Here is a 12,950-nt window from a genome sequence, read left to right on the forward strand (position 1 = left end):
TGCAAATAATTAAATGATTAACCATTTAGACATTTAATGCATTTTAAAAAGCTTCCTGTCAGCACCGGCTTAAGAAAGCTTGGTTTCAGCCGTTAGCTCCGTCTCCTTCTACTCTCCGGTATCATATGGCTTGGCCTCGTCATTCTCGATTTCTTCAGCCGCACGGATGATGCTTCTGAGCTGGTCCAGTATCGAGCTCTCCATGGTCAGCCAGTAATGCACCTCCGTCGCTTCCTTTCTGGAATTAACGATACCGGCCTGCTTGAGAATTTTGAGATGATGGGAGATGGTCGGTCTTGACATCGGAGAGCGTTCAACGATTTGCGAAACATTGAGACGTTTGGCTACCATGAACATCATGAGGATATCCTGCCTGACGGGATCTGCCACAGCCTTGAAAAGGTCGGTTGACTTTCGAAGCTCATTCAGGAACACCTGCTTTTTGTGCAGCAATGCGCTTTCCGCACCGGCAGCAGTTTTCGTTTCCGGGGATTCCGGCTCTCTGGCTTCCTCTTTCATACAACCATCCTTATCCGAGTATATTTGAATAATCAAATGACTAATCTCTTCGACACTTAGTTGTAGTATAATTGCTGAAGGATGGAATTGCAAATCTATTCTGCATTCTAAATTTTTTTTATATAAATATTGTAACTCAGTGACTTTAGTACTAGAATAAAGGTTGCAAAACTTTATATATTTAAATATTTAGCAAAACATCCTTCTTTTTGTCGATTGCAGTCAGGTAAAGTGCCTGATATCGGCTAAATCATTGATCCATTTAATAACGGCAAACTATCTGAAAAGATAGGACGCAAAGCAATGGGCCTAAAGATGTGAACATGCACATCAATGGCTGCCAGGCTGCCAAGAAGACGCTGCACGCGCGGATATCCATAGGGATTGCTACCGTATCTGCCTGCCGGATGCTCTTATGTCCAAATGCCACTGATTATACAAAAAGGAGCCAATTGCAATGCAACAGCGCATTACCGAAATATCTTCAAATGAACTGATTGATCAGCTTGAGGTTAGAGAAACGGAGTCCGAAGCTGAATCTCCTCCTCCTTCGCTGCCGGATGACCGCCAAGACCGTAATGGAATGATCATTGTCCATAATAACCAAATTTACATAACCTCCCCACTGCCCGGCGGTGAGCCGGCAGTCCTATCGGCATTTCCGCCCGTGGTTCTGGAGCTCAATCAGCAGCAGGTCACAGAGCCCGTACAAGTAGAAGCCGCCGACCGGATCACCTGGTCCATTCAAGAGCCTCCCCAATACCGGATTACTGTTTCCGAGGATAAACTCAAGGCCTTTTTTACCCTTAACCGGGTGAACCAATATGCCTGGAGCCTGGCCGATTCCCCTGCATCCAGCCGCCTTGTTGTAAGGGCCGAAATGGACAGCTCCACTGTGCAGTCAGCGCTCAGCATCGAACAGATTATTGCCGATTTCGAGAAAAAATCGATAACGCAAAGCCTGAATATTCCCGCCATTTATGCGGAATTGAAGCATCCCACCCATCAGCCGATTTGTGTTGCGGAAGGCAAACCGCCTGTGGACGGCGTAGATGCGGAGCTCGAATTGCTTTTTGCCGAAGAAGCTGAGAATGCTTTTAGCGGAGTGGCGGATTCCGGGAATCCCCTTGGCTCAATGCAAATTCCATCTGTTCAAAAAGGGGATGTCATCGCCCGCAAGCAGCCGCCCCGCGAGGGAATTCCCGGCTACGATGTATATGGAAGCATTCTGCCCGCCGCACCTCCCCGTGATATCAAAATAGTGGCCAAAGAGCATACCCTGCTGCTGCCAAGCCAGGAAATTAAAGCACTGCAGGAAGGGCGGCCGCGCATTACGGGCACTAATGTCAAATATTTCGATATCTCAGCCGCGTATGTGATTCCGGGCCATGTGAACAGCCAAACAGGCAATATCGTATTCTCCGGCGATGTAATTGTGCACCAGGATGTTGAGGATAATACAATCATCGAGTCCTTGGGCAATGTCTATGTCTACGGCAATGTCTATAATTCTACGATTGCAGCAACAGGCAGTATTCTTGTCCTGGGCAATGTAGACAGCAGCCAGATCTATTCAGGCTCCTTCGGCGTAACGTACAACCGTCTCTATCACCTCTCCAAGAAACTGATTGAAGAATTCAATCTGCTGCGGGAAGCCTCCATGCTGCTGACCCAGGAATTACAATCGCGGCAGCAGACGGTGAAGTTTGGGCAAGTCGTTCTCCTGCTCATGGAGAGCAAATATAAGAGTATTCCCGTGCTGATTCGTGATCTGCATTCCGTAGTTGCCGGCATCAAAGCTCCTTATCATCAGGACACGGAACAGCTTAGGCTGTTGCTGGACGTTTTTTTACGGCCGGCTCAGTTTACTGATTTCTTTAATGATGCCCTGCTGGTCTCGTTTGTGAAAATGCTGAAGGAGCTGTGCAGCGGGGTAGCCCGAATGCAGGAAGCCACGGTCCGGGTTGATATCTCCCAGTGCCGCAACAGCACACTTAAGTCCGGGGGCGACATTTGGATTCATAAGGATGGAACCCTGCAAAGCGACCTGCTCTCCACCAAAGACATCACCTTCTTGATGAAGGATGCCGTCTGCCGGGAGTCACAGCTGAAGGCGGCTGGAACCCTCACCGCCCAAACGGTCGGCGGCGAATCGACCGCCAACTCATCACTGGCGGCCGGCCGCAAGATCAGCGTCCGCACAATGCATGCAGGCCGGGTAACCGTCGGCCGCCATTCCAAAGAAATTATCGAGCCTGTCCGGAACATGGTCTTCACAACGCAGAATCTCCGCGGAAACGCTGAGTGAACAGCCTGTGCCTTCCGGAATTACAGTCATATAGAGAAGAACAAAACGGCTACGCCGTCCAACTGGATTGCGTGGCTGCTGGGAATTCCGGGTTTAAGGCTGCCTGCTAAGGCCCGGCTAAGGCCCGGAGGGAAGTCCAGATGGAAAAAGTGAACTTAATTGTCCCCACATCCCCTTTTTCACCAGCCTTAGTGGGAAAAAGGATACCTAATCCATCCGATTCTCCTCTATAGAGGGAAATAGGCTTTAAATAAGTTTACTTTTTCCCACTAATCCTTTTACCCTAAGCTTTTCCGTTCATTTAAGTGTACTAATTCCACTTCGCTCCCCTGCCTCGGTAGCGCTGCCGGTTAGCACCTCTAATTCCGCGCGTCCTCCTGCAAAGCAGCACCCAAAGTTTCCTAGGAACGAACAACATCAACCTGGCAGGTGAACCAGCTTGCCCACTGGGAGCTATGCCTTCATAATTTCCTAATTAAAGAAAAAGGCAAAACCACACCTTATATTAAGGTAGCGGTTTTGCCTGGTGTAACAGTAAGAACCCGTAAATATTCACCTGTCTCTTATAACATAACTCCTATACATCATCCAGTCGCTGTACATCCAATCCCTTGCCGCCATTTCATCGCCCACTTGGCAACACGCATGAACATCTACTTGTCCATTGCCAGCAGCAAACGCAGCACCAGAACAACCGCCTCTGCCCGAGTCGCTTCCGAGCGGGAGTCCATTCGGTTATTGTCACGCCCCGTCATTACCCCCTGCAATCGCAGCGCTTCAGAGGCTCCCTTGGCCCATTCCGGGATATCGGCATCGTCGGCAAAGCCAGTGCCGTCCCTGGACTCTGTTCCAATCTTCAACACCCGGGCTAATATTAAGGCCATTTCCGCACGGGTGATGGAATTTCCCGGATGGAAGCTCCCATCCTCATAGCCGCTTACAAGCCCCAGTTCTGCCGCTTGGGCAATCTCGGATTGCGCCCAGCCCGGAATGCCCGCGGCGTCTTTGAACCTCAGCCCGGTTCCTTGGCCTGCCGGCTGCAGCGCATGCACCAGAATTACGACGAACTCCGCTCTTGTGACGGCTGCATCCGGACGGAAGGTTCCCTCCGGATAGCCGCTGACCAGCTTGGCGGCGAGAGCTTCGCGAATGGAGGATTCGGCCCAGTGTCCAGCAATATCCAAAAGCGTCACTTCCGGCGGTTCAGGCTGACCATCAGGCTGCTCCCCGGCTTCAAACCCCGGTGTCTCAGTCTTGGTCCGGTGGATCTTCAGATAATATGAACGCACCCCGCCATCCTGCGCCCGCACCTTCAGTTCGATTTCATTATCCCCTTCATGCAGGCTGATCGAATTCCCGAGATTTCGCACTTCGCCATCCTGCAGCAGTGTGATTACTGCAAACTCATGTGAGCTTTGAGCAGAAATTTGAATTTCGGCCGCTCCGGTTTCCAGTGTGTAATGCTGAATGCCGGAGTCGAATCCGGGTACCGGCTGCACATTCTGGCCGCCAATCCGTATTGCAATGGCCCGGAGTCCGGCATCTCCGGAAATATAATATTCATTGGCCGGAGGCGGCGCAGGGATTTCGGCGGCGTTATAGGCAGCCAGCGCATTCTTCAGTATATAAAGCTCCTCGGTCACTGCCTGTTGCAGCAATCCTTCGCCTGCTGCAATGTTCAGCGCAGAGCTTATCCGGCTCTGAAGCTCGGACCGTGCTCCCGCAGGAAACTGGCCTGCCGCGGTCCCTTCCTGTGTTGCTTCCAGCCTGGCCTCAGCCTCAGCAATCAGCGCCCGGAGCTCTGCCGTATCCGCCTTGGTCAACGCCTGCTTCACAAGACCCGTTCCTTCTCCCGCTGCATTATAGGCTTTCACGGTGAAGGTATAAGACATGCCCGGCTCCAATCCCCTAAAGGTATATGAATATACACTGTAGGTTGCCGTAACGGCGGTAGGCTCCGCTGCATTGTTAACATAAATCCGGTACCCCTCTACACCCGCCCGAGCCGTTGCTGATGGCCAATCCAGTCGCAGGCTGCTCTTGGTAACCTCCGATACCGCCAGTTCCCCAGGCTCCCAGACTGGAGCATCCGGTTCCGGCACCTCGGCGGCGTTGTACGCCCCGAGCGCGGCGGACAACGCGTCCGCCGCCGCTGCCACCGCTGCGGCCGCCGCCTGCTTATCGGCGGCTACTCCCTGCGCCGCCCCGATTGCCGCGGCCAGCTCCGCTCTCGCCGCTGCCGGGAACTGCCCTGGCTCGTCGCCTTCCTGCGTCGAATCCAGCCGCGCCTGCGCCACCGTGATCGCGGCGCTCAGCGCGGTTTTGTCCGCCTCCGGCACCTCGGCGGAGTTGTACGCCCCGAGCGCGGCGGACAACGCGTCCGCCGCCGCTGCCACCGCTGCGGCCGCCGCCTGCTTATCGGCGGCTATGCTCTGCGCCGCCCCGATTGCCGCGGCCAGCTCCGCTCTCGCCGCTGCCGGGAACTGCCCTGGCTCGTCGCCCTCCTGCGTCGAATCCAGCCGCGCCTGCGCCTCGGTGATCGCGGCGTTCAGCGCCGCCTTGTCCGCCTCCGGCACCTCGGCGGCGTTGTACGCCCCGAGCGCGGCGGACAACGCGTCCGCCGCCGCTGCCACCGCTGCGGACGTCGCCTGCTTATCGGCGGCTACTCCCTGCGCCGCCCCGATTGCCGCGGCCAGCTCCGCTCTCGCCGCTGCCGGGAACTGCCCTGGCTCGTCGCCTTCCTGCGTCGAATCCAGCCGCGCCTGCGCCACCGTGATCGCGGCGCTCAGCGCGGTGGTGTCAGCCTCCCATTTAGCATAGAGCGTTTGATCCTGTCTTAGCTTAGTATTCTCAAAATCAAACAGCACGTCCAAGGAAGCATCCTCATACCAGCCGGCAAAGATATAGCCGTTCCGTTCCGGATCCGCCGGCTGAACTGCGTTGCCGTCGAATGAAACAACCTGATCCGCAACGGGAGAGCCTCCGTTGCTCTCAAAGCTGACCGTGAATTCGTCCGGTCCAACCTCCACATTCTTCTTAGCAGATTGCTGCTCCCCGAAATTATCGTCGCCCGTATACAAGGCATAAATTTCATGCCCGCCCGAACTGAGCGACGAGCTTGTGAATTCAGCTTTCCCGTTAATTAACGTTACCCGGCTAAGTTCAGTTGTATTATCCAAAAAGACCACCTCACCGGTAGGTGTTCCCCCGTAAGGAGCAGCAACTTCTGCAGTAAAGGTTACAGGTTCCTTCCATTCAGAGGAATTCCGCGCAAAGGTGAAATCAACCGAAGGAACGGCTTTGCGGATCTCCAGACTCAGCGGAGCCGGAGAACTGGAAACATGCAGATCGGAGCCTTCGTATTCGGCATCTATCGTATGAAGACCTGTACTGAGCGCAGTGGTCCGCAAAACAGCCACACCGTTGCTCAGATTGACGGACCCCAGCGTTTCCGTATTTTCACGGAAGGTCACCGTCCCTGCAGGCGTTCCCGATGCGTCCGCACTGACCTGCACCCGCAAGGCAACCTCCTCGCCGAATGCCGGAGAAGAAGGTGTGGAATCCCATATACTGCGGGTTTCAGTCAGAATAATAATGGAGTTCGACCCTCCCAGACTGTATGCGGAACCAGTCCTTGGCAAGGTGGACTTCACCTGCCCTCCATCTCCATCCTTCAGGTCCATAGATTGAAGATCCAGCGCGCCGATGGAAGGATAGTTTAACCTGGGTGTTCCCACAGAGCCTGCCGTATAACTGAATTCCAGGACATTGGTGCCGCTGCCCGATTCATATTCTGCATAATCCCCGGTGTTCAGCAGCAACCGCGGCGCTGCCCCGCTGCCGTCAAGAAATACAGGCTTGTTGTACTTAACCAGAATGCTGAATTGGGCTCCAGCCCCATAGCTGCCGTTAGGACTGGGAGAACTGACCTTCTCGGCAAAAGCTTCCTGGCCCAGCAGCTTGAGCGGAACCTTGCCGGTAATCGGACCTATGGACCCGCAGAACCCGTTCCCTGTCAGACGGACAATCTGACCGGAAGCTTCATAAAAGGACCCTCCCTGTGGAGTGAGTCCCTCAAGAACAAAAGGATTTTCCGCATCCCTGTCAACAGTGAATGGCGTTCCTGTCAGATTTACATTGGCAGAACCCATCACTAACCGGCTAAAGTCGCAGGAGCGGGCCGTACCGTACGGTATCTGGTACTGCCGGCCGCCATGATCGATATAATGATCGGGGTCAGGAGGTGTGGCAAAGGTGAAATCATCAGAAATAATTTCCAGACTGGCAGGATCGATTCTTACTTTGCTGAACCAGGTTGTAACCCCCGGACCGGGCGTCCCATTGTTCTTTGCATATGAGGAAAAATTGCTCTCCGTATCTACTGCCTGCAGGGTTAAATACTCTTTGGGCGTCCCGCTGTCCATTCCGCTGCAATAGATGGAAACCAGGCTCCCGCCCAGCAATAAATCCTTTTCTCCGTCGCCCGTACCCGGGTGCTGATTTTCATATTCAATACAGGACGCGGGTCCGCTGCCCGCAGCAGCCATCTCAGGAGGAGAAGCTAAAGCTGTACAAATAACCAGCAGTGCGCAGAGGGCTGCTATTGCATAATCCTTGAAATTTTTAGTCACTTGTGTCCACCGTCCATTCCGCCCGCTCAGTCTGGCTGATTGACCTATGCAGGAACATTGAATGAAGCCTCTCCTTTATAATTTTTATAAGTGCCGGCAATGTCTCAACTATCCCCCCTTTTGGACAATTATACCTCTTTCCGGCTATGTAATCCGCATTAATATGAGAAATGTCATAGACTTGCGAAACCAGCAGGTATGAATACCCGTAGCAAAGGGTAACTACAGAATAAGGCCGTGCTAAAAACGGCTGAAACAATCCCCGAGGAGGAAACAAGATGTTCAAAAAAATTCTTGGTAAAGTCCTGCACTCCATGGAGCACTCCAAACATGGCGGGCGCCGCCGATATTCAAGCAGCTCCAAAAGGAGGCCTGCATACGGCAGACATTCTGGCAGCAGCCACGGATACAAGCGGCACTCGTCCTCGGACGCCCGCCGCGGGGGAAGCGGACATAAATACTATAAGAACCGCTACGGCAGCTCAAGCTGATCCATGCTTGAGGATTCTGCACAAATTTACAAGGCGCCTTTCAGCGTTTGGCTGAAGGCGCCTTGTTGTGGCCGGGATCACCGCAGACTCTCATGCAATGCCCCGGCCTCACGGACAAACACCGCTGAATCCGCATAGGTCTCCTGCTCTCCAAGCAGCCGGGACAGGATATGCAGCATTCCAGGCGACAAATCCAGTTCTTCCCGCCAGCTCCGCTCCGCTGCTTCCCGGTCGGGCCGGTAACCCGAATACAGCATGAACAGCATTAACTGTCCTATATCATACAAATCCGAGGCGATCACCGGAGGCATCCGTTCCGGTGCAGCCTCCGCCCTCTGCTTCCGCCCTTCAAACACGTGATCCGACTCTCCGGTCCGCCTTGCCAAGCCGAAATCAATTAAGTACAAATTCTCATCCCGGAGGATCACATTAGGAATCCGCAGATCAAGATGAACATATCCGCGCGAATGAACATGGGCCACCGGCTCCATCAGTCTCAGCGCCGTGGCCAGACACTCCCGCTCACCATAGACAATGTGCCCGTCAAAGATCAAATCCTCCAGGGTTTTTCCTTCAATATAGTCGGTTGCCAGCCAGCTTGAGCCCCTGCACTCAAAATAATCCCGGCATTCAGGAATGTCGGGATGGTTCAATGACCGTAAGACCTCCCTTTCCCTGCCCAGCATAGCCCGGCCCGCCGCTTTCTTGCTCGGCCTGGATTGTTTGACGGCCAGAAGAGCGCCTTCCCTTGAATCATAACACCGGTAGGTAAGCCCATAGCTGCCTTCCCCCAGCAGGGCTTCTATCCTATAGCGTTCACCGACCAGCGTCCCTTCCGGGAGCGGATAATCCTGCCAGGCCCGGACAAATCCGCGCCACCGTTCAAATGCCATTCCTCTCTCCTCCCCCTGTTCTCCTTAAGCGTAAAGGATGCTATGCCGATATTCAACAATTGGAGGAACCATTGCCGCCAAGACGCTTGCATTGCTTGCGCGGAGCAGCGCTTGCCGCCCATATTGGTGCTCTTTGCAAGCTTGCAGCCGGTTTGTTTTCCGTTTACCATCCGTTTACTTTCACTCTTTATAATCTGCTTGAAACTACCGGCAGGGCATTTTAAATGCCGATAGAAAGGAGAAGGATACATGAGTCAGACACCAGTAGTACAACTGCAGCATGCAACGAAAACAATTGGAAGAAAAAAAATCGTGAATGATCTTTCTTTTGATATTCCAGCCGGGGAGGTATTCGGTTTCCTGGGCCCCAATGGGGCGGGAAAGACAACCACCATCCGCATGATGGTGGGACTGGTGAAGATAAGTCAGGGCGATATTCTCATTAAAGGGCAGAGCATTGCAAAAGATTTTAAGAAGGCGATCCAGAATGTAGGGGCCATTGTTGAAAATCCGGATCTGTATACTTATTTGACAGGCTACCAGAACTTGAAGCATTATGCGCGAATGGTTACCGGTATCGCCAAAACCCGCATTAACGAAATTGCAGACCTCGTTGGACTACAGGAGCGGATTCAAGATCAAGTGAAAGCCTATTCGCTCGGAATGCGGCAGCGGTTAGGGATTGCACAGGCCCTCTTGCACCGCCCTTCGCTCCTGATTTTGGATGAACCTACAAATGGGCTTGACCCTGCGGGGATTCATGAATTGCGCAGCTACTTGAAGAGCTTGCCCGTGAAGAAGGCGTTGCCGTGGAGGAGAACAAATGACAGGCTTAATTGCCAACGAAAGCATGAAAATATACAGCCGGAAGCTTACATGGATTCTGCTGCTGCTGTTTGCCGTCACCGTAGGCTCATCTGTCGTGGGCAAAGTCAGCAACACGGATACAATAGATTGGCGGGCTGAGACAGCACAGCTTATCCGGCAGAACGAAGAACGCCTAAAAATCACGGAGCTGTCTCTGATGCTGCGTGCCAACGCTGAAAACAAGCTACAAATAGCCGAATATCGTTTGCAGCACGATATACCTGCTCCCTCCGGTAATCCGTAGTCGGCTCTGTTGGCCTTCTCCGGCTTAATCGAAATGGTTGCGGTTTTTGGCAATCATCATTGCTGCGGATGCGGTGGCCGGGGAATATACGGCCGGAACGATGAAGCTCCTGCTGATCCGCCCGCACAGCCGTACGGCCATTCTGTTTTCAAAATATATCGCTGTGTCCCTCTTTGCCATCGCTATGCTGTCTCTGTTGGTTATGTGCGGTTATACGGCAAACGCTTTGTTTTATGGATTTGGCAGCATCCACACTGCTGATTTATTCTTGAACCAGCAGGGACAAATTGTACAGCAGAATGTTATGATGCAGGCAATCAAGATGTACGGGTTAAGTATTTTCCCGGTCATAGGCTATGCAACCCTTGCCTTCGCTGTATCGACGGTTTTGCGGAACAGTGCTCTGGCGGTCGGAAGCTCGCTGTTTATTATGATAGCGAACGTGAGAAGAGACCGCAGCTGTATGCTCCTGCGGCCCTTTTTTACAAGCTGTCTGTTTCCTTCCGTCTGCACATGTTGTCAAAACACTTTTTTCTGGTCTTTAGTATCTATTATAATCTGCACCGACTCCTTGAACCGCAGCGCATGCACAATCTCCCGCTCCCGCAGGAACTTCAGGCTGTCCTGCAGATCCACATCATCGGTCATGTCGATCAGCCACTGGTATGTAGCCCGGGCCTTCTCTTCAGCGGCGATGTCCTCGTAGAGATCGGCGAGCGGATCGCCCTTGGCAGCAATATAGGCTGCGGTGAACGGAACGCCCGATGAATTGGTATAAAATAATGCATGGTCACGCTGTGCATAGTTCGGTCCAAGTCCGGCAGCCTCCAGCTCGCTGATTGATGCGTCCTTTGTCAGCTTGTAGATCATGGTGGCAATCATTTCCAGGTGGGCAAATTCCTCAGTTGAAATATCCGTTAACACACCGATTACTTTATCCGGAATGGCGTACCGCTGATTCATATACCGCAGCGCCGCCGCCAGTTCCCCGTCCGCTCCCCCGTACTGCTCCATCAAATAACGCGCCATCCGTACGTCGCATTTGCCGACACGCACCGGATATTGCAGTTTTTTCTCATATATCCACATTCGGGAACTCTCCCTCCTAAAAGTTTGTAAGATAAGCAGCTTTGAATTGGCTTCGTACAAACTCGCTTCAAAAGCCTGCGCTTAAGCTTTGTGAGCATATCCCTCCTGAAGGCGCCTCGTACAAAGCTCCCTTCAGAAACCCGTGCTTAAGCTTTCGCTCCCGGCTACACCTGCCACGGCCAGGGAGGCTGATTCCATTCCCATGGACATTTGGAGTAAGCGCGTCCGAAATTCTGCAGCGGACCGTACAGCTCCTGGAACTGGTTCGCCAGCTTGGTGCGCTCCTGAGTGAGCTGGTTAAACTGCTCGATGGCTTTTAAATCCTCCAGATGGGTATCCAGATACAGGTTCAGCTCCACCAGCGCAAAATCGAGAACCTGCAGCTGCTCCAGCAGCTCGTAGTAGCGGGGCTCGCAAGGATTTGCTTCCATGCCTACTTCCCTCCCTTGGCTTTGGATTCATACGGGCTGAACAGGGCAGGCCACAGCGTACCCGCTTTAAGCGCTTCGGGCAAAGTGAACTGCGGCAGATTCGGCGGCTGGAAAGTGATGAATTGATTAGGCGGCACAACATACGTTTTGAACGGTACCGGCGGACACGGATCGAACGGTCCCCTAAAAGGGTGGTATACCCTTTCTTGTGCTTCCATATTTATTGTCCTCCTTTTTTTCCGGATTCCTATGTTATAACGCTGGAGATTACCTCTCTAATAAATTTATGACAACCAAGCGCTTAATAAAACGTTATTTACGAATTAATTGCATCATGAGTAGTTGCTACAGGTTTCTCCGTATATCCTCGACAGTCAATCTGATGATTGACGACAAAATCTGTTTGCTCGTCACCGAGTATTTTTATATTCCGCTGCTCGAGTTCCCGCCGCAGGCGATAGATTTCCTTCGTGATCTGATCCAAAATATGTTGCCCTGCCATTAGGTAAGCTCGTCTCATTACATTGGTCGAGTACTCAATTTCGGTTAAGCTCTTCTGGACCATCATTTCCATATACGGCAGCAAGATATAGTCACGGAGCATGGTCCGCTCATCCATTGTCATGTTACTCATACCGCAGCTCTCACAGGCCGCCAGGACAAAATGTTGGAAGCCAAGAACACCCGGGGCGCTCCAGTAGACAGGCAGGTCGCCCGGATACGTCCGTCACGGATGCCGAGGATATCAATCCTGCGCTGCGTGATCTTGCCCGCCTTGTCCAGGTATATAATTTCTACGATTTGCCCAATAGCTATTCTCATGACTGATCGCCTCCAAAATAGGAACATTTGTTTGCATTATATTCCAGATGCTCAGTTTTTAGCAATGGTTTGATTTGCCACAGAACACAAAAAAGCCCGCCGACCAGTTAAGGTTGACGGGCTGCTTTGTGTACGCTCTAAATTCAAATCGCTCCCGGATAAAACGGCCACCAGTTATCTTAACGCTCTCTGGGAAGTACCCTTCAACGATACCGCCATAATCTACTAATCCGCATGCTTGTTCGTCGTCGGGCCGGAACCATACTTATCTTGGACTGCGCTGTATAGGTTGAACTTGTAATTTTTCTATTTAGGATTGGCCGTGACTCCAGAGAATGCTTGGACTTCCCGCCGCTGCCCGTCTGCAGATTTCTTGATGTATAACACTGTTTGCGGTGGAAATCCGCAGACAAAGGCAGACGCCTCCGCTCCTGCAGTCCCCCAATTCCCTTCCGCCGCTTTTTCACCAGCCGTAATTAGTGGTAAAAAGGAACACTAATCCAATGCATTCGGATACTGGACCAGCCTTAGTGGGAAAAAGTACAGGCCTGTTGATTATCCAAAAAAAGGTAGCAAAAAGGCCGCTCATTCGGTAAAGTGTTTGTACTCCACAAACATCCGAAACGAGGCGACCTCATGAAAAAGTCTACTTCAA

The 12,950-nt window shown here is 52.5% G+C and carries 10 protein-coding genes, 2 pseudogenes and 1 riboswitch; of the genes and pseudogenes, 4 read left to right on the forward strand and 8 right to left on the reverse strand.

Going from position 1 to position 12,950, the window contains the following annotated elements; genetic code table 11:
- Positions 1-108: 108 nt before the first annotated feature.
- Positions 109-519 (reverse strand): ArsR/SmtB family transcription factor, encoded by a 411-nt coding sequence (locus tag HYD27_RS29390; RefSeq protein ID WP_219221250.1) that lies wholly within the window; start codon positions 517-519, stop codon positions 109-111.
- Positions 520-779: 260 nt separating this feature from the next.
- Positions 780-872: riboswitch (cyclic di-GMP riboswitch) on the forward strand.
- Between the two features lie 104 nt (positions 873-976).
- Here HYD27_RS29390 and HYD27_RS29395 point away from each other — a divergent pair.
- On the forward strand, positions 977-2,827 hold the full coding sequence (locus tag HYD27_RS29395) for a FapA family protein (RefSeq protein WP_219221252.1): 1,851 nt from the start codon (positions 977-979) through the stop codon (positions 2,825-2,827).
- Positions 2,828-3,480: 653 nt separating this feature from the next.
- On the opposite strand, the gene HYD27_RS29400 is transcribed toward HYD27_RS29395, so the two are convergent.
- Positions 3,481-7,458, reverse strand: a complete 3,978-nt coding sequence (locus HYD27_RS29400; protein WP_219221254.1) for an Ig-like domain repeat protein — start codon at positions 7,456-7,458, stop codon at positions 3,481-3,483.
- A 278-nt stretch (positions 7,459-7,736) separates the two neighbouring features.
- Here HYD27_RS29400 and HYD27_RS29405 point away from each other — a divergent pair, with 278 nt between their 5' ends.
- Positions 7,737-7,949 carry a hypothetical protein gene (locus HYD27_RS29405; RefSeq protein WP_219221256.1) on the forward strand — a complete coding sequence of 71 codons (213 nt, stop codon included), beginning with the start codon at positions 7,737-7,739 and terminating at the stop codon, positions 7,947-7,949.
- A 77-nt stretch (positions 7,950-8,026) separates the two neighbouring features.
- Here the strand turns inward: HYD27_RS29405 and HYD27_RS29410 are convergent, their stop codons facing one another.
- Positions 8,027-8,842 carry a serine/threonine protein kinase gene (locus HYD27_RS29410; RefSeq protein ID WP_219221257.1) on the reverse strand — a complete coding sequence of 272 codons (816 nt, stop codon included), beginning with the start codon at positions 8,840-8,842 and terminating at the stop codon, positions 8,027-8,029.
- A 249-nt stretch (positions 8,843-9,091) separates the two neighbouring features.
- Here HYD27_RS29410 and HYD27_RS29415 point away from each other — a divergent pair.
- Positions 9,092-9,649, forward strand: a pseudogene (locus tag HYD27_RS29415) (ABC transporter ATP-binding protein); the annotation flags it as partial.
- Positions 9,650-10,053: 404 nt separating this feature from the next.
- Positions 10,054-10,335, forward strand: a pseudogene (locus HYD27_RS33015) (hypothetical protein); the annotation flags it as partial.
- 137 nt (positions 10,336-10,472) lie between these two features.
- Here HYD27_RS33015 and HYD27_RS29425 read toward each other — a convergent pair.
- The 5 genes from HYD27_RS29425 to HYD27_RS29445 form a co-directional block, all read right to left on the reverse strand.
- Positions 10,473-11,042 (reverse strand): manganese catalase family protein, encoded by a 570-nt coding sequence (locus tag HYD27_RS29425; protein WP_219221262.1) that lies wholly within the window; start codon positions 11,040-11,042, stop codon positions 10,473-10,475.
- A gap of 164 nt (positions 11,043-11,206) precedes the next feature.
- Positions 11,207-11,473 carry a spore coat protein CotJB gene (locus HYD27_RS29430; protein WP_219221263.1) on the reverse strand — a complete coding sequence of 89 codons (267 nt, stop codon included), beginning with the start codon at positions 11,471-11,473 and terminating at the stop codon, positions 11,207-11,209.
- A gap of 2 nt (positions 11,474-11,475) precedes the next feature.
- Entirely contained in the window at positions 11,476-11,691 is a 216-nt protein-coding gene (locus HYD27_RS29435; protein ID WP_219221264.1) for a spore coat associated protein CotJA, read from the reverse strand.
- Positions 11,692-11,789: 98 nt separating this feature from the next.
- Positions 11,790-12,107, reverse strand: coding sequence for a YhjD family protein (locus HYD27_RS29440; RefSeq protein WP_219221265.1), 318 nt, complete (start codon positions 12,105-12,107; stop codon positions 11,790-11,792).
- Entirely contained in the window at positions 12,104-12,295 is a 192-nt protein-coding gene (locus HYD27_RS29445) for a hypothetical protein (RefSeq protein WP_219221266.1), read from the reverse strand. Before HYD27_RS29445 ends, HYD27_RS29440 begins: the two co-directional genes overlap by 4 nt.
- Between the last annotated feature and the right edge of the window lie 655 nt (positions 12,296-12,950).

The organism is Paenibacillus sp. S150, from assembly GCF_019352175.1.
Classification (GTDB): Bacteria; Bacillota; Bacilli; order Paenibacillales; family Paenibacillaceae; genus Paenibacillus_AQ.